Source organism: Georgenia halophila, from assembly GCF_039541595.1.
Genome location: NZ_BAABGN010000013.1, coordinates 159341 through 177881, shown reverse-complemented (window position 1 = coordinate 177881; position 18541 = coordinate 159341). Strand labels below are relative to the sequence as shown.

Annotated in this window: 23 protein-coding genes; 8 read left to right on the top strand and 15 right to left on the bottom strand. The window is 70.7% G+C overall.

The features are described from left to right. Nucleotides 1-6: 6 nt before the first annotated feature. The 3 genes from ABD907_RS16990 to ABD907_RS16980 all read right to left on the bottom strand — a co-directional run bounded on the left by ABD907_RS16990 (nucleotide 7) and on the right by ABD907_RS16980 (nucleotide 2043). A complete protein-coding gene (locus ABD907_RS16990) occupies nucleotides 7-255 on the bottom strand; it encodes an acyl carrier protein (RefSeq protein ID WP_345217716.1) in 249 nt (82 codons plus the stop codon). 55 nt (nucleotides 256-310) lie between these two features. After that, entirely contained in the window at nucleotides 311-1192 is an 882-nt protein-coding gene (locus ABD907_RS16985; protein WP_345217714.1) for a manganese catalase, read from the bottom strand. 374 nt (nucleotides 1193-1566) lie between these two features. Further along, nucleotides 1567-2043, bottom strand: coding sequence for a transporter substrate-binding domain-containing protein (locus ABD907_RS16980; protein ID WP_345217711.1), 477 nt, complete (start codon nucleotides 2041-2043; stop codon nucleotides 1567-1569). Nucleotides 2044-2158: 115 nt separating this feature from the next. On the opposite strand from ABD907_RS16980, the gene ABD907_RS16975 reads away from it, so the two are divergent. After that, complete coding sequence (locus ABD907_RS16975) at nucleotides 2159-2548, top strand: ankyrin repeat domain-containing protein (RefSeq protein WP_486334127.1); 390 nt, start codon at nucleotides 2159-2161, stop codon at nucleotides 2546-2548. Between the two features lie 59 nt (nucleotides 2549-2607). On the opposite strand, the gene ABD907_RS16970 is transcribed toward ABD907_RS16975, so the two are convergent. From ABD907_RS16970 to ABD907_RS16950, 5 genes are read right to left on the bottom strand one after another with little or no spacing between them, the layout of a single operon-like run. Further along, the gene (locus ABD907_RS16970) at nucleotides 2608-3441 is read right to left on the bottom strand and encodes an ABC transporter ATP-binding protein (protein ID WP_345217707.1); all 834 of its coding nucleotides are present in this window, start codon (nucleotides 3439-3441) and stop codon (nucleotides 2608-2610) included. Further along, nucleotides 3438-4250: an ABC transporter ATP-binding protein gene (locus ABD907_RS16965; RefSeq protein WP_345217704.1), complete on the bottom strand. Its 813-nt coding sequence runs from the start codon at nucleotides 4248-4250 to the stop codon at nucleotides 3438-3440. The genes ABD907_RS16970 and ABD907_RS16965 overlap by 4 nt, the downstream gene beginning before the upstream one ends. Next, complete coding sequence (locus ABD907_RS16960; protein ID WP_345217701.1) at nucleotides 4247-5254, bottom strand: ABC transporter permease; 1008 nt, start codon at nucleotides 5252-5254, stop codon at nucleotides 4247-4249. Before ABD907_RS16960 ends, ABD907_RS16965 begins: the two co-directional genes overlap by 4 nt. Next, a complete protein-coding gene (locus ABD907_RS16955; protein ID WP_345217699.1) occupies nucleotides 5251-6321 on the bottom strand; it encodes an ABC transporter permease in 1071 nt (356 codons plus the stop codon). Before ABD907_RS16955 ends, ABD907_RS16960 begins: the two co-directional genes overlap by 4 nt. 4 nt (nucleotides 6322-6325) lie before the next feature. Continuing rightward, complete coding sequence (locus ABD907_RS16950; RefSeq protein ID WP_345217697.1) at nucleotides 6326-7924, bottom strand: ABC transporter substrate-binding protein; 1599 nt, start codon at nucleotides 7922-7924, stop codon at nucleotides 6326-6328. Between the two features lie 140 nt (nucleotides 7925-8064). Between ABD907_RS16950 and ABD907_RS16945 the strand changes: the two genes are divergently transcribed. Continuing rightward, nucleotides 8065-8640, top strand: coding sequence for an Lrp/AsnC family transcriptional regulator (locus ABD907_RS16945; RefSeq protein WP_345217694.1), 576 nt, complete (start codon nucleotides 8065-8067; stop codon nucleotides 8638-8640). A gap of 25 nt (nucleotides 8641-8665) precedes the next feature. Here ABD907_RS16945 and ABD907_RS16940 read toward each other — a convergent pair whose 3' ends face one another. Further along, complete coding sequence (locus ABD907_RS16940) at nucleotides 8666-9019, bottom strand: avidin-fold protein (protein WP_345217693.1); 354 nt, start codon at nucleotides 9017-9019, stop codon at nucleotides 8666-8668. Between the two features lie 205 nt (nucleotides 9020-9224). On the opposite strand from ABD907_RS16940, the gene ABD907_RS16935 reads away from it, so the two are divergent. The 5 genes from ABD907_RS16935 (at nucleotide 9225) to ABD907_RS16915 (ending at nucleotide 13245) form a co-directional block, all read left to right on the top strand. Further along, entirely contained in the window at nucleotides 9225-11078 is a 1854-nt protein-coding gene (locus ABD907_RS16935; protein WP_345217691.1) for a RecQ family ATP-dependent DNA helicase, read from the top strand. A 171-nt stretch (nucleotides 11079-11249) separates the two neighbouring features. Continuing rightward, nucleotides 11250-11630, top strand: coding sequence for an STAS domain-containing protein (locus ABD907_RS16930; RefSeq protein WP_345217689.1), 381 nt, complete (start codon nucleotides 11250-11252; stop codon nucleotides 11628-11630). 163 nt (nucleotides 11631-11793) lie between these two features. Further along, nucleotides 11794-12279 (top strand): hypothetical protein, encoded by a 486-nt coding sequence (locus ABD907_RS16925; protein WP_345217687.1) that lies wholly within the window; start codon nucleotides 11794-11796, stop codon nucleotides 12277-12279. Nucleotides 12280-12292: 13 nt separating this feature from the next. Further along, the gene (locus ABD907_RS16920) at nucleotides 12293-12754 is read left to right on the top strand and encodes a DUF421 domain-containing protein (RefSeq protein ID WP_345217685.1); all 462 of its coding nucleotides are present in this window, start codon (nucleotides 12293-12295) and stop codon (nucleotides 12752-12754) included. A gap of 23 nt (nucleotides 12755-12777) precedes the next feature. Continuing rightward, the gene (locus ABD907_RS16915; protein ID WP_345217684.1) at nucleotides 12778-13245 is read left to right on the top strand and encodes a DUF6098 family protein; all 468 of its coding nucleotides are present in this window, start codon (nucleotides 12778-12780) and stop codon (nucleotides 13243-13245) included. A gap of 44 nt (nucleotides 13246-13289) precedes the next feature. Here the strand turns inward: ABD907_RS16915 and ABD907_RS16910 are convergent, their stop codons facing one another. The 6 genes from ABD907_RS16910 to ABD907_RS16885 form a co-directional block, all read right to left on the bottom strand. Further along, nucleotides 13290-13907, bottom strand: coding sequence for a histidine phosphatase family protein (locus ABD907_RS16910; protein WP_345217682.1), 618 nt, complete (start codon nucleotides 13905-13907; stop codon nucleotides 13290-13292). After that, nucleotides 13904-14314: a ribosome silencing factor gene (rsfS, locus tag ABD907_RS16905; protein ID WP_345217680.1), complete on the bottom strand. Its 411-nt coding sequence runs from the start codon at nucleotides 14312-14314 to the stop codon at nucleotides 13904-13906. Before rsfS ends, ABD907_RS16910 begins: the two co-directional genes overlap by 4 nt. 34 nt (nucleotides 14315-14348) lie before the next feature. Continuing rightward, entirely contained in the window at nucleotides 14349-16022 is a 1674-nt protein-coding gene (locus ABD907_RS16900) for a hypothetical protein (RefSeq protein ID WP_345217677.1), read from the bottom strand. Then, nucleotides 16019-16726 carry a nicotinate-nucleotide adenylyltransferase gene (gene nadD, locus ABD907_RS16895; protein ID WP_345217676.1) on the bottom strand — a complete coding sequence of 236 codons (708 nt, stop codon included), beginning with the start codon at nucleotides 16724-16726 and terminating at the stop codon, nucleotides 16019-16021. Before nadD ends, ABD907_RS16900 begins: the two co-directional genes overlap by 4 nt. Nucleotides 16727-16738: 12 nt before the next feature. Then, nucleotides 16739-16906 (bottom strand): hypothetical protein, encoded by a 168-nt coding sequence (locus tag ABD907_RS16890; RefSeq protein WP_345217674.1) that lies wholly within the window; start codon nucleotides 16904-16906, stop codon nucleotides 16739-16741. Between the two features lie 134 nt (nucleotides 16907-17040). Beyond that, nucleotides 17041-17943, bottom strand: a complete 903-nt coding sequence (locus tag ABD907_RS16885; RefSeq protein WP_345217672.1) for a hypothetical protein — start codon at nucleotides 17941-17943, stop codon at nucleotides 17041-17043. Between the two features lie 151 nt (nucleotides 17944-18094). Between ABD907_RS16885 and ABD907_RS16880 the strand changes: the two genes are divergently transcribed. Beyond that, nucleotides 18095-18514 carry a pyridoxamine 5'-phosphate oxidase family protein gene (locus ABD907_RS16880; RefSeq protein ID WP_345217670.1) on the top strand — a complete coding sequence of 140 codons (420 nt, stop codon included), beginning with the start codon at nucleotides 18095-18097 and terminating at the stop codon, nucleotides 18512-18514. The last annotated feature ends 27 nt before the right edge of the window (nucleotides 18515-18541 follow it).

The window sequence follows — 18541 nt, the reverse complement described above, 5'->3', positions numbered from 1 at the left end:
TACCGGTCAGGCGGGGCCGGTCTTGGGCTCGGTGTTGGCGGTGCCGCCGAGCTGGCGCAGGAACTCGTGGCACTGCTTCGCCCGTGCCGAGTCCTCGGCCATCACCTGCTCGAAGAAGGCGGCGACGTCGTCCAGACCCGCATTGCGGGCGTCACGGACGTACTGGCCGTAGTCGTGTCCTCCCTTGAGCGCGTGGTACTGGACCGAGATGAGGTCGTAGTGGACGTCGTCGAAACCGGTCTCTCCAGTTGCCATGGTGTTCTCCTTCTCTGTCGGTTGTTGTGCTTTGGTCGGTCTTGGTGTTGCCGTGCTACTCGCGGTTCAGCTTGTCCTGCACGGCACCGGAGGCCTTCTCCACGGCGTTCGGCAGCTCGGTGGTTCCGTAGAACCTCGAGTCAGGGTGGGTCGGCGGCGGCATCGGAGCCGACGTCGTCGGGCCGTCGTGGTACGAGAACTCGCCCTTGCCGTCGACGCTCTTGCCACGCGCCCACCCCCCGTCGCCGGCCTGCTGGCCGTCGGAGAAGTTGAGGTACTCGTAGGAGGAGGCGGTGTGCTCCTTCTGCTGCGGGAAGTTGCCCGGCACGGGGAGCTCCTCGAGGCCGTCCGCCTTGAGCTCCTCGATGGCACGCAGCCACTGGTTCTGGTGCATCGTGTCCCGTGCCAGCAGGAACGAGAGCATCTCCCGGATGCCAGGGTCGTCCGTCATCTGGTAGAGCCGTGACACCTGCAGGCGGCCCTGCATCTCGGCATTCGCGTTGGCGGTGAAGTCGGCGAGCAGGTTGCCGCTGGCCGTGACGTAGGCCCCGGTCCACGGGTTGCCGTTCGAGTCCACCGGTCGGGCCCCGGCACCCGCGACGATCCCCTGCTGGACGTCGGTGCCGCCCACGATCGCGGCGATCGTCGGGTCGTCCTGTACCGCCTTCTCCGTGACCCCGAGCGGTGACTTCTCGAGCAGCTGAGAGATCATCGTGGCGAGCATCTCCACGTGACCGAACTCCTCGGCGCCGATGCCGAACACCAGGTCCCGGTACTTGCCGGGCAGGTGCATGTTCCAGGCCTGGAAGCTGTACTGCATGGCGACAGTGATCTCGCCGTACTGGCCGCCGAGGACCTCCTGCAGCTTCCGCGCGTAGACGGCGTCGGGCTTCTCCGGAGTCGACTTGAACTGCAGCTCTTGCCGGTGGAAGAACATTCACTACTCCTCTCCCGCCGCGAGGCGGGTCGGTGACGCGTCAGGTTCGTCCGGGGCCCTGGACTTCGAGACATGTCGATATCGAGTTCTCTGTACGAGGCGGCAGGGACCTCCGTGCTCTCCGGTGGTCGTCGGCCACGTTTCCCCACTATCGGGGCCGCCCCTGCCCCTCGCATCTCGAAGGCGACGGCGGACCTCACCGGCCCGCGTCATGCCTCGAAGACCGCTGCCGGCGCACCTCGGGCAGTATCTTTCCGGGCAGCTGCTCGACCGGGACGCCCACCACTGGGGCGAGCCCGGGTCAGAGCGGATTCCTGGTCCTCCAGCTGCTCGGTGTGGCCGTAACCGGGCGTGCGGTGCGTCCTCGGACCTGCTCATACGGGCAGGTCTTGGTCGAACAGGAGCCTCTCTAGCTCGGCCTGGAACGCGTTCTCACCCATCGGTACCGCCATGACGTGCTGCTCTTCCTGGCCGTACACGTTCGTCGTCACCGTGTACCGATAGGTCAGCGCCACCTTGCTGGACCACGGCGAGCGCGCGGTCAGGCCACCGATGACCATGTCCAGGTAACCGTGCTCGAGCTCGGTGATGAGTTCCTCCTCGCCGCCGGGCACCCAGACGATCTCCGCGTCGAGGGTCTCGGCGAACTCCTGGACGAGCTCGACCTCGATGCCCACCGGGTCGGCGTCAGTGCCTTTGGGCAGGTCCGTCCACGGGGAGTTCGGTGAGACACCGACCCGCAGGGTGCCGCCCCGTACGCGGTCGAGCGTGCCATCCGGATCGGTCGGGATCGTCACGCCGCACGCGCCGACCGCGAGCAGCACCACGAGTGCGATGACGAGGCGTCTCACTGTGTCGAGTCAACGCCGGTTGCGGCGTTCCCGCACGTCGAGACGGTGCGGCCGCCGACCTAGGGTGGTGCCCGTGAGCACACCAGAGGAGGGCGCCGTCGCGCTGGCGCAGAAGATGTTCGATCTCGCCCGCGAGGGTCGCACGGCCGAGCTCACCGGCTATCTCGACGCCGGTGCCCCGGTGAACCTGACGGACGCCAAGGGCGACACGCTGCTGATCCTGGCCGCCTACCACCAGCAGCCCGACGCCGTCGCGGCGCTGCTCGAGCGCGGCGCCGACGTCGAGCGGCTGAACGACCGCGGCCAGAACGCGCTGGTCTGTGCCGTCTTCCGGCAGGACGGCGCGATCGTGCGGCAACTGATCGCGGCCGGCGCGGACCCCGACGGCGGCCGGCCGAGCGCCCGTGCGACGGCGGAGTACTTTCAGCTCCCGGACATGTCGGCACTCATGGCCCCCGCACCGCCCGGGTCGCCGAAGAAGCCCGGGTCGCCGAACAAGCCCTGATTGCCCATCGCGGGCACCACACGGGGACGTAGGGCTTGTTCGGCGGGGGTCGTGACCGCTCAGACCCGGTCGAGGGCCTCCGGGACCTCAGCCATCCACTCGTCCGGGGCCTCCGCCGCGGGCGCCTCCGGGAGAGATCCCCGGCCGTCGGCGTGCGGGATCGCGGCGAGCAGTGCCCGGGTGTACGGGTGGACCGGGTCGGCCCAGACCCGGGCCGTGCGGCCCGACTCCACGATGCGGCCGCGGTACATCACGGCCACCCGGTCGGCCATGATCCGCACCACCGACAGGTCGTGGGAGATGAACAGCATCCCGGCGCCGCTCCGCAGGCCGAGCCGGCGCATCATGGCCGCGACGTCCGCCTGGCTGGAGGCGTCGAGCGCCGAGATCGGCTCGTCCGCGACGAGCAGCTCCGGCCGGGCGGCCAGCGCCCGGGCGATGGCGATGCGCTGACGCTGGCCGCCGGAGAACTGGTGCGGGTAGCGCGACACCATCGCCGGGTCCAGACCGACGGCTTCGAGCCAGACCGGCGGCGGCTCGGAGGTGAGCCCGCGAGCTCGCGCGGCGCGGTTGCCGTCGGCGATCTGGTCACCGATGCGCTTGCGGGGGTTGAGCGAGGAGTTCGGGTCCTGGAACACCATCTGGATGGCGGTCAGCGCCGCGGCCCGGCGCCGCAGCCCCAGCGGCGGGACACGCTCGCCGTGGAACCGCACCTCGCCGGCCGCCGGGCGTTCCATTCCGACAACGGCGCGGGCCGTGGACGACTTGCCGCACCCGCTCTCCCCCACCAGGGCGAGCACCTCGCCCGCCCCGATGGACAGCGAGACACCGTCGACGGCGCGCAACCCGTGGTACTCGACGGCGACGTCGTCGACCCTCAGCAGCTCGGTCATGACGCCTCCGGAGGATCGACGAGGCTGTCCTGCGCGTCCGGCATGGCCTCGAGGAGCTGTCGGGTGTAGGCGTGCCGGGGCGCGGTGAACAGCTGCTCCTTGGTCCCCGCCTCGACGATGACGCCGTCACGCATGACCGCCATGTCGTCGGCGAGCGCGCTCATCACGCCGAGGTCGTGGGTGACCAGCAGGACGGCAAGACGGCGCTCGTCCACCAGGTCGCGGAGCAGGTGAAGGATGCCGGCCTGCACGGTGACGTCCAGGGCGGTGGTCGGTTCGTCGGCCAGCAGCACGTCCGGCTCGCAGGCGAGCGCCATCGCGATGGAGACGCGTTGGCGCTGTCCTCCGGAGAACTGGTGCGGGTAGCGCCCCAGCGCCTCCTCGGGCGCCGACACCTGGACCCGTGTGAGCATCTCGACCGCCCGACGACGGGCCTCGGCCTTGGAGAGCCCGAGGTGGTGACGGACGTGGTCCGTGAGCTGCGTGCCCACGGTGAGCTGCGGGTGCAGGCTGGAGGAGGGGTCCTGGAAGATCATGGCGACCCGGCGGCCGCGCACGTCGTTCATCTCGCGGGGCCGGAGTCCCACCAGCTCCTGGTCAACGAGCCGGACGGACCCGCTGACCCGCGCCGTCGTCGGGAGCAGTCCGAGCACTGCCATCGCCGTGACCGTCTTGCCGGAACCGGACTCGCCGGCCAGGCCCTGGATCCTGCCGGCCGTGAGATCGAGGGAGAGGTCGCGCACCACGGGCCGGCGGGCGCCGCGCGGCCCGAGCTCGATGGTGAGGTCCCGCACGGTCAGGACACTCATGACGTGCTCCTCGTCTCGGGGCGGTGGCCGGTGCCGGCGTCCTCGGCGGCGGTGTCGCCGTCGTCGTCGGCCGAGGTCTCCGTCGACGTCGGCGGCGGGCTCGCCCCGGCGCCCGTCCGCTCGGCCGAGGACAGCGGGTCCAGCGCGTCGCGGAGCGAGTCGCCGATGAAGTTGAACGCCATGACCACGGTCAGGATGGCGATGCCCGGGAAGACACCGAGCCACCACGCGTCGATGTTCTGCATCGCCCCGGAGATCATCGATCCCCACTCCGGGGTCGGCGGCTGGGCGCCGAGCCCGAGGAAGGACAGGCCGGTCAGCAGCAGGATCGCCGTGCCGACGTCCAGCGAGGCGAGGACCAGGACGGAGCCGGCGATGTTCGGCAGGATGTCCGTGCCCAACGTCCGCCACGGGGAGTAGCCGAGCAGGCGCCCGGCGACGACGTAGTTCTGCGTGCGCAGGCTGAGCACCAGGGACCGGGTCACCCGGGCGTACATCGGCCAGGCGACGACGATCCCCGCGAGCACCGCGTTGAACAGGGACGGGCCCAGCGAGGCCGCGATCACCATCGCAAGGATGACGGTCGGGAACGCCATGAACAGGTCGGTCAGCCGCATGAGCACCTCGTCGACCCATCCGCCGACGTAGCCGGCGACCGCACCGATCGTGGTGCCCAGGACGGCGGCGCACGCGACCAGCATGCCCGCGAGCGGGAGGGTGACGCGGGCACCGCTGAGGAGCCGGGAGAACACGTCCCGGCCGACCACGTCGGTGCCCAGGACGGTGGCCTCGCCGGGCGCCTGCAGCCGGGGCAGCTCCTGCGCCAGCGGGTCGTGCGGGACCACCCACGGCGCGACGACGGCGACGATGACCCAGCAAACGGCGACGACGGCGCCGACCACGGCCAGCGGCGTGCGCCAGGCGGCGGGCAGCCGCCGGCGGCGACGGCGCTCGAGGCGGGCGCCGGCCAGGCGGCCGGCCGGCCTGGTCTCGCGCGCGCTCATCCGAGCCTCACCCTCGGGTCGAGGACGCCGTAGAGCAGATCGACGACGAAGTTGATACCCAGGTAGATGACGCCGACGACGAGCCCCACCCCCATCACGGCGGGCAGGTCGAGGCCGATGGCGGCGTTGTAGGCGTAGGTGCCCAGACCGGGCCAGGCGAAGACGGCCTCCACCAGCACGGTGCCGGACAGCAGCGCACCGAAGGCGATGCCGATCATGGTCAGGATCGGCAGCGAGGCGCTGCGCAGCACGTACGCGAAGATGACGCGGCGCCGCGGCAGGCCCTTCGCGCGGGCCGCGCGGATGTAGTCCGTGCCCAGCACCTCGAGCACGGAGGTGCGGATGAACCGGGTCAGCAGCCCGATCGTGAACAGCGAGAGCACGGTGACCGGAAGCGTCAGGTGGGCCACCGCGTCGATGAAGCCGACCGGGTCGCCGTTGAGGATGAAGTCGACCGTGTAGAGCCCGGTGATGCGCGGCGGCGGGGTCAGCGCGGGCGAGAGCCGGCCGGAGCCCGGGACCAGCCCCAGGTTGAGGAAGAACAGGTGGTAGGCGGTGATCGCGAGCCAGAACGTCGGGACGCTGAGCCCCAGCAGGGAGAAGACCCGCACCGCCTGGTCGCTCAGGCGGCCGGCGCGGTGGGCGGCCACCGTACCGAGCGTCAGGCCGACTGCGAGGCTCACCACGATCGCGCCGAGCGCGATCTCCACGGTGGCGGGGACGGCGACCGCGAGGTCCTCGAGCACCGGCCTTCCCGTCTGGAGGGAGGTGCCCAGATCACCCTGGAGCAGGTGGCCGAGGTAGATGACGTAGCGCTCGGGCAGCGACCGGTCCAGGCCGTACCGCTCGCGGTAGGCCTCGACGGTGGCCGGGTTGCTCGCGGCCCCCTCGCCGAGGGCCGCGGCGATCGGGTCGCCCGGCACCAGGGTGGTCAGGACGAACGTCACCACCGTCACGCCGACGAGCAGCAGGACGGAGGTGCCGAACCTGCGCAGCAGGTACCCCGGCAGGGGCGCGCCGCCACCTGCTCGCCGGGACCGTGCCGTCGGCGTCGCCGTCGACGTCACCGGGTCAGCCCGCCGGCGACAGCGACGGGATGTCCAGGGTCCAGGTGGAGTTATAGGTGGCGCCGGCGACGTCGCTGCTGGTGGCGATGTTGTTGCCGGGCACGATCAGCGGGACGAACGGCCCGGACTCCTGCATCTGGGTGGCGTACTCCGTGAACGCCTGCTCGCGCTCCTGGACGTCAGTCGCGAGCGAGGCGGCGCTGACCAGCTCCGCCAGGTCCGGCGCCATCTCCGCCGTCCAGCCGGCGCGCAGGCCGACCTTCTCGCCGGGACCGAACGGCAGGAAGGAAGACGAGTCGGCGAAGTCTGGACCCCAGAACCACATGGAGAACGCCTCGTTGCCGTTGACGTACGGGTCGATCTCGGTGGCGAACGGGGCGGGCGCGAGCTCCAGGTTGATCCCGGCGGCCTTGAGCTGGGACTGCACGCGCGAGGCGAGCGGGGTGAACTCGACGCCGCCGACCGGGTAGTCGTTCGGGAACTGCAGCGTCAGCGTCTCGCCGTCGTACCCGGACTCGGCAAGCGCGTCGGCGGAGCGATCGAGGTCCTGCTCGACCCCCGAGCCGAGCGCACCGAGGAAGGTCGGCGGGATGACACCGGTCGCCTGCACCGAGCCGGCCCCGGCGAGTTCGAGCAGCGCGTCGTAGTCGAGGGCGTAGCGCACCGCCTCGGCGAAGTGGGGGTTCGCGGTCACTCCGCCGACGTCGGCGTTCTGGTTGACCAGCAGGAAGATGGTCTCGGCCGAGGGCACCGAGTTCAGCTGGAAGCCGTCCCCGAGCTCGGCCACCTGGTCGCCGCTGAGGTCGACGGCGACGTCGGAGTCCCCGCCCTGGAGGTTGATGAGCTGGGTGGCGCTCTCGCTGACGTTGCGGAGCACGATGCGCTCGTACTGCGGCGGCTTCTCGCCGTTGTACTCCGGGTTGGGCTCCAGGACGACCCGGCTGGTCAGGTCCAAGGTCTGAAGCAGGTACGGCCCGGAGCCGGCGGAGTTGCCGTCGAGGTAGCCCTTGGCGGAGTCGTCGGTGCCGGTGGTGCCGCCGTTGTCCTGCACCACCTCGGCGTTGAGGATGGACAGCGCGGGGTTCGTCACGATCGCCGGCAGCTGGAGCGAGGGCTCCTCGGTCGTCAGGCGGACCGTGAGGTCGTCGACCTTCTCGACCGTGATCCCGTTCATCAGGAAGTTCGCCTTCGAGTCGGTCATGCCCTGCAGGCGCTCGAGGGAGTAGACGACGTCGTCGGCCTCGACGGGGCTGCCGTCGGAGAACACCCGGTCACCGTCGAGCGTGAAGGTGAACTCGGTGGCGTCCTCGTTCTTCTCCATGGTCGCCAGCGACGGCACGGGCTCCGACTCGTCTCCGCCCTCGTAGGTGAGCAGCGTGTCGTAGACCGCGTGCAGCACCATGTTCCCGGTCGGCACGTAGTTGTGCCCGGGGTCGCCGGTCTCCAGGGAGAACGCCGTGTCGATGACCAGGGTGGCGGGCTCGGCGTCGGTCGCGCCATCGGATCCCTGCGGGTCGGCCGAGTTCCCGCCGGAGCAGCCGGCGAGCGCGAGGCTTGCGGCGACGCCGAGCGTGGCCACGGTGCGGACGAGAGAGCGAGACACGTGAGCCTCCGTCTGGAAGGGGCAGCACCACCTGGACGGGTGGAACGGCATAGGTGATCGCGAGCACTATATGTCCACCGATCGGCGCCCTTGTCGAGACAGTCATCCTTCGGACCCTGCGAGCCGACAGAATGTCCGGCATGAACCCGACGAGTCCCGTCCCTGCTGGACGATCCACCTTCCAGATCGACGAGATCGGCTATCGCATCCTCGAAGTGCTCCGAGATAACGGTCGGATCTCGATCGCCGCGCTCGCTCAGGAGATCGGCATCTCGCGCTCGAGCGCGTACTCGCGGGTGGACGCCCTCGCCCGTGCGGGGGTGATCACCGGCTACTCGGCCCGGATCGACCCTGCGCGTGCGGGACTCGGCATCTGTGCCCTCGTCTTCGTCACGGTGCACCCGCAGACGTGGCCGGCGTTCCTCGAGGCGATCCGCGAGATGCCGGAGATCGAGTCCGCGAAGATCACCACCGGCGAGCACGACGTCATGATGCTGATCCGTGCCCGCGGGGTGGAGACCATCCACACCTTCGTCGTCGACGTCATTGCGGCGCTGCCCCAGGTCAAGAGCGTCGAGACGGTCCTCGTGCTCGACGAGATCTTCGACCGCGGATCCCTGCTGCCGACGGACCTGGCCGAGCGGGACGGCGCCGTCGTCGAGCGAGGCCTGATGCGCTACACCCGGACCAACCCGGACCGGCCGAGCCGGGCCTAGCGGCTCGGTGCTCGGGCGTGCGGGCTCAGACCTGGACGCACACGCTCTCGTGGTCCACACCGTCGACGGCGAAGGACTCCACGAGGTAGAGCAGCCCGTCCGTCCGCCGTTCGACCCGGCTGATCGCCTCGCCGCGCACGACCGTGCCGTCGGTGCGCAGAGCGTGCGCGAAGGAGATGCTGAGCCGCTCGCGCTGCAGCTCGCCGACGAACCGCCCCTGGGTGACCGTGTCGCCGAGGTAGCTGCCCCAGACCAGCGCGCCGTCCTGGCGGTATGCGAACCGGGTGGGCGCCTCCGGATCTACCCGGGAGGCGGTGGAGGAGACCATGCGGAACTGGAGACCGTCGAGGTCATGGGCGAGGGCGGCGTCGTGAGTCACCGGACGAGTATGCCGCCGACCAGCGGGTTCGCGAACACGGCCCTCGCCGGATTGCCGGAGTCCCCGGCGGCACGCAGGGTGAGCAGGTGAACCCCGTGCCGATCTCCCCGTCGACTCCGCGCCCGCCGCGCCCGCGCCCGTCGCACCCGGAGCCGTGCGGACCTCGACTGCCCGACGACGCCGCGACGCCCGGCGGGCAGGCCGGATGAGCGCCGCTCGGCTGCGTGACGTCGCACGCGACGCCTTCGGCTGGGCCAAGCTCCGGCCCGGTCAGGAGGAGGCGATGCTCGCGGCGTCCGAGGGGCGTGACGTCCTCGCGGTGATGCCCACCGGGTACGGCAAGTCGGCGATCTACCAGGTGCCGGCGGTTGTGCGCGGAGGTCCCACGGTGGTGGTCTCACCCCTGATCTCCCTGCAGACCGACCAGGTGACCGGGCTGAAGGCCGCCGACGCCCCGGAGGCCGTCGCGGTGAACTCGGCCCACGACACCGCGGAGAACACCCAGGCGTGGCGCTCGATCGAGCAGGAGGGAGCGGAGTTCCTCTTCCTCTCCCCCGAGCAGCTGGCGAAGGACGAAGTGGTCGAGAAGGTGCGGCAGCTGCGGCCGTCGCTGTTCGTGGTCGACGAGGCGCACTGCATCTCGTCGTGGGGCCACGACTTCCGCCCGGACTACCTGATGCTGGGGTCGGTGCGCGAGCGTCTCGGCGGGCCGGTGGCCGTAGCCCTGACCGCGATCGCGGCCACACCGGTGCAGACGGAGATCGTCGAACGGCTGGGCATGCGCGATCCGCTCGTCGTCTCGCGGGGTTTCGACCGGCCGAACCTCGAGCTGTCGGTGGTGCGCCATCGCGACGCCGAGGCCAAGTGGCGAGCCGTGATCGGGGGCGTGCGCGAGCTGCGGGGCCCGGGACTGGTGTACGTCTCGACCCGCAAGGACACCGAGCGCTACGCGGACGAGCTGACCGCCGGGGGACGTGCCGTGGCGGCCTACCACGCCGGCCTGCCGGCCCGTTTCCGCGAGGAGGTGCACCACGCGTTCCTCGACGGCGACCTCGACGTGGTCGTGGCCACCTCGGCGTTCGGGATGGGCATCGACAAGCCGGACGTGCGCTTCGTGGTCCACGTGGACGCCCCCGGTTCCCTCGACAGCTACTACCAGGAGATCGGGCGAGCCGGGCGGGACGGCGACCCCGCCGCCGTCGTGCTGCACTACCGGCCGCAGGACCTGGGGCTGCGGCGGTTCTTCGCCAGCGGGTCGGTCGACGAGGACGCCGTCCGGGCGGTGCTGACGGCCGTGCGCCGGGCCCGTGCGCCCATCCGGATCCGCGCCCTGCGCGAACGGACCGGCCTGGCCGCTCGGAAGGTCACCGGCACCGTGAACCTGCTGCAGGAGGCGGGCGCGGTGCGTCGTACCAGCAAGGGCGTGGTGGCCGAGGGCACCGCGCAGCCACGCCGGGTCGTGGCCGACGTCGTGGAGCTGTCGGAGTCACGTGAACGGATCGAGCGCTCGCGCGTAGACATGATGCGCGGCTACGCGGAGGCACGGGGCTGCCGACGTCAGTTCCTGCTGGGTTACCTCGGGGAGCCGCACCCCGGCTCCTGCGGAGCCTGCGACATCTGCCTCGGCGACGGCGATCCGGACCTCGGACCGACGGCCACGCCTGCCACGCCGGCAGCGGCGGACACGGCTGCATCAGGTTCTGCGCCGACCGCCACCTCACCGCCGGCCGTCGTGCCGCCGGCGGGGCCGGGAACGGCGGCGAGGGAGCCCGCCTCGGCCACGAGCTCCGGCTCCGCCGCAGAGAATGCGGACAGCAACGAGGGCACCGATGGCACGGATCGCAGCGATGGCACCGACCGGTACGGCCAGCGCGTGGAGGACCCGTTCCCCCTCCAGGCCGCCGTCACTCATCGCGAGTGGGGCGACGGGGTGGTCATGAGCCACGAGGGCCGGGACCGGATCACGATCTTCTTCGACCGGGAGGGTTACAAGACACTCTCGCGCCGGCTCATCGCCGATCAGGGTCTGCTCCGGCGCACCGGGTCCGGAACCAGCTGAGCGACGGGCCGCTGAGCCGGTCCGGGCCGCTCCGGTCCGGCCCGGCCGGCGACAGCCCACTCGAGCCGGCGGGAAGTCTCGATGTCTATTGACTCCTGATCGCCGCGGCAAGAGGCTAAGAGCAGCGTTCTTCTTCTGCTGACGCCGGGTGGCCGGCTTGGATGAACGGGGGTGGACGACGTCATGGTCTCCGATGTCACGTTTCCTCGCTCGAGCGAGGACGGCGCCGCCGGCGAGGTCATGCTCCGGTCGACGGACGGGCGCGTGCGGCTCGTCCTGACGGGTGAGATCGACGCCAGCCTGGCGCCCAGGCTGTCCAGCGCTACGGCCGAGGCCTTGGCCCGAGAACTCCCGATCGACATCCACACCCGGAGCGTGACGTTCATGGACTCGTCGGCCCTGACCTACCTCGCTCGGATGGCTTCCACGTACCAGCCCCGCCGCCTGACCTTCGTCGATCCGTCGGACGTGGTGCTGTTCCTCCTCGACGTCACCAAGGTCGGGGACGTCGTCGAGGTCGTCGAGCGTGATCGGGGCATGGCCGGCCAGTAGCCGTGGGCGGCCAACCGGGTGACACGGCGTCCTGACCAGGCCCGACGGGTCCTGCTCCCCCCGTTGGCGCGGACGACTTCGAAGTGCGGAGCCGCTCGTCCCGGTCCATGCTCGTTCCCATGCCTTGCGGGACCTGTCCCGATCAGGATGAGGAGGGCCGCCGGTGAGTTTGGAGATCGAGCAGCACGAGCGCTTCCAGCGCCTCGAGTGGGCCTGGGAACGTGTCGGTACGGCGCTGGTGACGCTGTTCATCCTCGCCGGTCTGCTCGGCCTGGTCGCCGCCGGCCCACTGAGCTGGTCGAGCCGCTCCAGCGCGACGGAGGTCGTCACTGTGGAGTTCGACCGCGTCATCGGTCACGAGGCCGACGAGAGCATCACCCTGCATTTCGGCCCCGAGGCCGTCGTCGACGGCGCGATCACCGTCGAGCTGACCGGATCCTGGCCCGGTGGGATCAGCCTGCAGGGCATCACGCCCCAGCCGTCGGAGCAGCGGGCCGTGCCGGACGGCATGGTCCTGGAGATCCCGGTGGCCACCGCTGGGACGACAGAGGTCTCGGTGAGCTTCCGTGGCCAGGAGTACGGGACGCTCGACGGCGAGCTCGCCGTCGGTGACGAATCCGTGTCGTTCTCACAATTTGTGACGCCCTGAGGAGGCCCATTCCATGGATGCCGTGATCCGGGCTGCTGCGATCTACCTGATCCTCTTGCTCATCTTCCGGCTCACCGGGAAGCGCTCGCTCGCCCAGGTGACCACCTTCGACTTCGTCATCCTGCTCATTGTCGGTGAGGCGACTCAGCAAGCGTTGCTGGGCGAGAACTTCTCGATCACGCACGCCGCCCTCGCCATCGCCACCCTGGTGATCCTCGAGCGGCTCTCCGACTACGCCTCCTGGCGCTTCCCGATGTTCAAGCGCATCACCGAGAGCATGCCCGTGGTGCTGGTCGAGAACGGCAAGCAGCTCCGCACCGTGATGGCCAAGGAACAGGTCACCGCCGACGACATCCTCAGCTCGGCCCGTCAGACCCAGGGGCTGGAACGGATGGACCAGATCAAGTGGGCCGTGCTGGAGACCTCCGGCGGCATCAGCGTGGTGCCGAAAATGAACGCCGCGCCCCAGCAGTGACCCCGGGCAACTCGAGGAGGAGCATGGGAGGCGACGACACCGCGGAGGCCACGGCGCAGGAGGCGCGGGAGGTGGCCGGTCAGCACGAGCTGCCGCTGCTGGAGGACATCGGTCAGGTTGTCGACCTGCAGCGCAAGGTGGGCCAGCTGTACGTGCGCTACAGCAAGGGGCCGGACGCCGACGTGCCCGAGGAGAGCGTCGACAAGGAGAGCGGCTGCCGCCTCCCCGGGCTGAGCGCCAACCCCATCACGCCCGAGCCGTGGTGGGATCGCCCGTCCGAGCAGTGGGTCGCCCGCCAGCTCTGCCAGTACGACCACCTCAGCCGGCGGCGCGGGACGGTCGGTTGGCTGCTCACCGGGAAGATGGTGGGCCGCGGCCCCGACTGTGAGCCGTTGCTCAGCGATGTCGCCGCGCTCGCGGTGATCTCACCGAAGTGCCAGGACCAGGCGAAAGACGTCTACGAGAAGGCCTTCGAACCCGGCCGGCGGTGACCATCTGCTGACGCCGGCTCGGCGTCCGTCAGCCCGTCCCGTCCTCAGTCGAGGCCGAGGTTGTAGGCGCTCAGCCGCCAGGCGGGCTCGCGCCCGGGATTGGGATGCATCAAGGCCCAGCCGCAGTTCTCCAGGCCCGTCAGGCCGAACCACTGCGACGGCTCGAGGCCCAGCAGGATCGTCTGCCCCACCGTGATGGCCGCGCCGTGGCTGACCACGACGAGCACGTCGTCGGCGGCGAGCTCGTCCGAGACCTCGTTGACGGCGTCCGCCACGCGCACGCCGCACTCGGTGCGAGTCTCGGCGTCGACGCCCTCCGGTTCCCGGCCGTGTCGCCACGCCACGAACGCCTCGGGCCAGGACGCCTGGATCTCCTCCTGGGTCAGCCCCTCCCACCGGCCGAAGCTCCGCTCACGGAGACGGACGTCCGTCGTCGGCCGGACACCGGTGCGCTCGGCGAGGGCCTGCGCGGTCTTGGTCGCGCGGACGAGATCGGAGGTGATGATCCGGGTGGGCTCGAGAGGCGCGAGGGCCGTCGCCGCGAGGTTTGCCTGGCGGATCCCGGCGTCGTTGAGCCGGATGTCGGACTGGCCCTGGAGCCTGCCGGCAGCGTTGAACTCCGTCTGGCCGTGACGCCAGAGGACGACGGTTCCTGCCGTCATGCGCTCACGTCACCGTGGGCGTCACCCTCACCGTCGGCGGGACCGGACAGCTCGTCCGGCAGATCGATCGCCGGGCAGTCCTTCCACAGCCGCTCGAGGGCGTAGTACTCGCGGTCCTCCTCGTGCTGGACATGGACGACGATCTCGCCGTAGTCCACAAGGACCCAGCGTGCCTCGTTGACGCCCTCCTTGCGCGTGGCCTTCGCGCCCTCGCGGTGAAGGGCCTCGTCGATGCCGTCGACGATCGCCTTGACCTGGCGTTCGTTGTCTCCGGAGACCACGAGGAAGACATCGGTGAGGACCAGCCGCTCGGAGACGTCGAGGGCGATGATCTCGTGGGCCTTCTTATCGGCCGCGGCACGCGCCGCGACGACGGCAAGATGGCGGGCACTAGCGTCAGCAACCACAGGTCTCCTCGGGACGGACTCTTCTCCGGCGATCCTACGTGGTTGTGCCAGTCCATCCCGACGAGGCCGCGGCCACGGTGGACAGGGCCGATCGACCGGCTGCGCCGTCGTCACCCTGGTTGAGGTAGAGCAACGCGATGAGGATGCCGATGACGATGGCCGCGAGCACCAGCGCCACGATCCTGATGACGGAAGTCGCGGGGTTCCGGGCGCCCGTGCGCTCCTCGTCGTCCGCGCTGAGGCGGCGCGAGCCCTCCGTGGACCCGTACGAGGTCCCGGTCGCGGAGCTCTCCGCGTCCGCCTCACCGGCGGAGTCGGCCGCTCGGGCAGCGTCCGCGTCGTCGCGGCTGTCGGGAACGTCACCCATGCGTTCGCGCACGGAGCGGCGCTCGGGCTGAGCAGGTGTCTCGGCGCTGTCGGGCGAGTAGTCGGACAGCGGCGACCACCTCGGGGCGTCACTCCCGCCGGTCTCGTCGCTCTCCTCGTCCGCGGAGAGGGCCGCCGCCGCGACCGCCTCCGGGCCGGTCAGGGTCCGCTCGTCCGCGGACGACGTGTCCGCGGAGGTGGCGGCGGGTGTCGTCAACCAGCCCGGGACGGTCCGGGTGGACTCGGCACTGTGCGAGGTCGAGCCGGCGACTGTGTCGCCGGTCGCCCCCTCGTTCCCGTCCTCGACGTCGGCCGTGCTCGCGGCGCCAGCGTCACCCTCAGATGTGCTGTCGGCGTCTCCCTCCGGTTCCGGCGCCGGTGGCGGCCCGACCGACGACGGCGTCGCGGGCGCCTCGGGAGGTGAGACGACGGCGGACCAGGCGCCCGGGTCGGTCGTCGTCTCGGCCTCGTCCGGCTCGGGGGCGGGCTCGGGTTCGTGACGTGAGACCGGCTGGACCGCGGTGAGCGCGCCCGTCGAGTCGACGGAACGGATCCCGCTCGCCGTCCGCGGCGTGCGCACGACCGGTCGGCGCCCGGTGCCGGTGCGCTCGCTGGGAGCTTCCGGCTCGGCCGCTCCCGCGTCGGCCTGGCGGGCGCGCTCACGCATCGAGCGGCGGGAGGGAAGCTTGGCAGCACCGGCGACCGGCGTCGGTGGCGCAGGAGCGTTCGAGTCCGCCGTGCCGGCATCACCGGTGGTGTCATCATCGGCGGCGATGTCGCGCGCAGGCGCCTCGGCCTCGGCAGCCCTTCGGCCGGCGACCGGCTCATCGACAACCGGCTCCTCGTCCGTGGAAGCCTCCGCCGCCGACGTGCCCCCTGGGCTTCGCACCGCCTCCGTGCCGCCGTCGCTCGCCGTGGTGTCCGCGTCCGGGGCGCTCTCAGCGCTCTCCGTGGCCGAGCCGCTCTCGGTCCTCTCGACGCCGGAGCCGCCGCCTGAGCCAGGGTCGCCCTGCTCGGGGAGACGACGGCCGGCGGCAGGTGGCCTTGATCCCGGCTCCTCGTCCGTGACCTGCCCATCGGGTGCCTGCGTCGCGCCGGCGGCGTAGGCCTCCGCGACGACGGGGTTGCCGTCATCGTCGAGCAGCGGCAGCTCACCGGTGGCGATGGCTTCGAGCTTCGCCTCCTCCTCGAGCTGTCGGCGGCGCAGCTCGCGGCGCGTGAGCGGCTGCGGCACCCCGGCCTTCTCGGCGGCTTCGCGCGCGGCACGTTCGGCCTCGCGTCGACGGCGCCGCTCCCCGACCACGCGCTGCTGACCGGTGGCAGACAGATCCTGGTCGTTCAATTCCCTGCTCCCACTGCCCGGGGCGGCAGATTCACGCTCGCCTCCGAGCCCTCGTTCACCGTCCGCGGCCGCGGACGGGAGAAGTCGTCGACCCGCGCCCTGCCCTGGCGGTAGAGCCCGTACTTGGCGATGTATTGCACCACACCGTCCGGCACGAGGTACCAGACGGGATTGCCGGCCTCGACCCTCACCCGGCAGTCGGTGGAAGAGATGGCCATCGCAGGAACCTCGAGGAGGGACAGCCCGGTCTCGGGCAGGCCCGCTCGGTCCAGCGTGTGCCCCGGACGGGTGACGCCGATGAAGTGCGCCAGCGACCACAGCTCGTCGGCATCCTTCCACGTCAGTATCTGAGGAAGTACATCGGCACCGGTGATGAAGAACAGCTCGGCGTCAGACATCTGGACCCTGAGCTCCCGGAGCGTGTCGATCGTGAACGACTTGCCGGGCCGGTCGATCTCCATCCGGGAGACCGTGAAGCGCGGGTTGGACGCCGTCGCGACGACCGTCATCAGGTAGCGGTGCTCGGCCTCGGTGACCCGGCGGTTCTCCTTGAACGGCTGCTCACCGGTCGGGACGAAGACCACCTCGTCCAAGTTGAAGGACTCCATCACCTCGCTCGCAGCCACGAGGTGCCCATGGTGCACCGGGTCGAAGGTGCCACCCATGACACCGACCCGCCGTTTCGGCCGCACGCCCCACGCCATTCGTGCTCCCCGTCAGAGACGGTGCGCGACGTTACGGAAGGCGAAGGTGAACAGCAGGAGTGTCAGCAGCACGAGCAGCGCGATACCGCCGAGGAGATACGGGTTGATGGCGGCCGTCTCCGCGGCCTCGGCGTGCTCCGCCTCCTGCTGCGCGGCGAAGATCACGAGCGAGGTCTTCATGGGTTTCCTTCCTCAGGTCGTGCCGTTGCCAGGGAACAGTCTCGCACGAGCGCACCCTGCCGCTCACATGCCGGACGACGACGCAGGATGCCACATCGCCCGGGTCTGCGGTTCGGTCACCTTGAACAGAATGTTCAGTCGGACATGCGGAGCTTTCTGCCGAAGCGGTAGGACAGCTGTGGCCCCTTCCGAGCGTCGCCGGTGCCATGCACGTACCTCGGCTCGAGCTCGTCGATGCCCTTCAGGGTGGCGCGACGGAGCAGGTCGCGCTGCTCGTCCGAAAGACCGGCCAGCACCGTCCTTGCCTGCTCGTGGAAGCTCCGGCTCACGAACGTCAGTTCCTCCTCCGACGGCGCTCGCGCGGCGCGCACGGCATCTCTGTCGGCCCGTCTGGCTCGACGCACCTCTCTGGCCCCGGGTCGGGCCGAGATTGCGACAGCCAGTGCGAGCGCGGCGCCCGAGGCGAGCAGCGCCCAGGGCAGGGGGCCGACCGAGGCCTCGTCCACCCCGACCGAGCGCCACCGGATCAGCCCCGCCGCGACGGCTGCGACGCCCGCGACGAGGCCCGCCGCGACGTCGGTCGACCTCGGTCGGCGACCTAGCCGTCGCCGCACGGCCTCGTGGACCAGCAGGACGAGGGCCGCGGACACGGCCAGGGCACCGGCCGTCAGGGCCACACCAGGCAAGGCGAAAGATGGTTCACCCTCTCCCGCCAGCAGGAGGATCGGGCCGAAGACCGCGAGCGTGAAGGCCAGCCACCCGGGCCACTCCGCCTCGCTCGGTTCCGGGCTTTCCGGCACCACCCTCGTGGCCGCCCTTCGGGCGTCGGCCTCGTTGATGAGCCGATTGCGCTCGCGCGCGAACCGCTGGTCCAGCTCTGCCATGGCGTCGGCCGCCTCGACGTCGATCCGCCTGAGCGCCGCGTTCTCGATGTGCCCCACCCGGAACGGAAGCGACCCGGCGCCACCCTCCCGGCGCAGCTTCTCGCCCATGGAACGAGCCGCCTCCACCGCGGCGTCGGACTCGTGCTCCTTCATGACCGGCGAGCTCTCATGCCGGAGAGCCTGCCACAGCACCGCCGTCGACCCGCGACCCGTGACGCTTCGATCCAGCTGAACCTTGATGCCCGTGTGGGTGGGCGAGCGTACGTTGGCCATCGAGCGATCGCCGTCGAGACGAGGAGGACCCATGGCGCTGTCGAAGGACGACCGCGAGCAGTTCCTTGCCGAGCCGAGGATTGGCGCCCTGTCGGTGGCCGGTGAGGAGGGCCGCGGTCCGGTGACCGTGCCGATCTGGTTCCACTACACGCCGGGCGGGCCGCTGTGGGTGCTCACCGAGGCGGACTCGCGCAAGGTGAAGCTCATCCGTGCTGCGGGACGGTTCACGATCATGGCGGACCGGAAGAAGCCCTCGCTCCGGTACGTCTCGGTCGAGGGTCCAGTCACCCGGATCGAGCCCGGCACCGAGGATGATCTGCGCGCGATCACCTACCGGTACCTCTCGGGCGAGAGCGCGGAGAAGTACCTCGACTTCGCCCGCACGGAGCTGGGTGCAGAGGTGGTGGTCGAGATGCGGCCGGAACGCTGGTTGAGCGCCGATCTGGGCTGAGGGTCAGCCCGTGGCCCAGACGCCGAG

Coding starts and splice junctions, on each gene's coding strand:
- ABD907_RS16990 (WP_345217716.1), bottom strand. CDS start 255: ATGGCAACTGGAGAGACCGGTTTCGACGACGTCCACTACGACCTCATC.
- ABD907_RS16985 (WP_345217714.1), bottom strand. CDS start 1,192: ATGTTCTTCCACCGGCAAGAGCTGCAGTTCAAGTCGACTCCGGAGAAG.
- ABD907_RS16975 (WP_486334127.1), top strand. CDS start 2,159: ATGTTCGATCTCGCCCGCGAGGGTCGCACGGCCGAGCTCACCGGCTAT.
- ABD907_RS16970 (WP_345217707.1), bottom strand. CDS start 3,441: ATGACCGAGCTGCTGAGGGTCGACGACGTCGCCGTCGAGTACCACGGG.
- ABD907_RS16965 (WP_345217704.1), bottom strand. CDS start 4,250: ATGAGTGTCCTGACCGTGCGGGACCTCACCATCGAGCTCGGGCCGCGC.
- ABD907_RS16960 (WP_345217701.1), bottom strand. CDS start 5,254: ATGAGCGCGCGCGAGACCAGGCCGGCCGGCCGCCTGGCCGGCGCCCGC.
- ABD907_RS16945 (WP_345217694.1), top strand. CDS start 8,065: ATGAACCCGACGAGTCCCGTCCCTGCTGGACGATCCACCTTCCAGATC.
- ABD907_RS16935 (WP_345217691.1), top strand. CDS start 9,225: ATGAGCGCCGCTCGGCTGCGTGACGTCGCACGCGACGCCTTCGGCTGG.
- ABD907_RS16920 (WP_345217685.1), top strand. CDS start 12,293: ATGGATGCCGTGATCCGGGCTGCTGCGATCTACCTGATCCTCTTGCTC.
- ABD907_RS16915 (WP_345217684.1), top strand. CDS start 12,778: ATGGGAGGCGACGACACCGCGGAGGCCACGGCGCAGGAGGCGCGGGAG.
- ABD907_RS16910 (WP_345217682.1), bottom strand. CDS start 13,907: ATGACGGCAGGAACCGTCGTCCTCTGGCGTCACGGCCAGACGGAGTTC.
- nadD (WP_345217676.1), bottom strand. CDS start 16,726: ATGGCGTGGGGCGTGCGGCCGAAACGGCGGGTCGGTGTCATGGGTGGC.
- ABD907_RS16890 (WP_345217674.1), bottom strand. CDS start 16,906: ATGAAGACCTCGCTCGTGATCTTCGCCGCGCAGCAGGAGGCGGAGCAC.
- ABD907_RS16885 (WP_345217672.1), bottom strand. CDS start 17,943: ATGAAGGAGCACGAGTCCGACGCCGCGGTGGAGGCGGCTCGTTCCATG.
- ABD907_RS16880 (WP_345217670.1), top strand. CDS start 18,095: ATGGCGCTGTCGAAGGACGACCGCGAGCAGTTCCTTGCCGAGCCGAGG.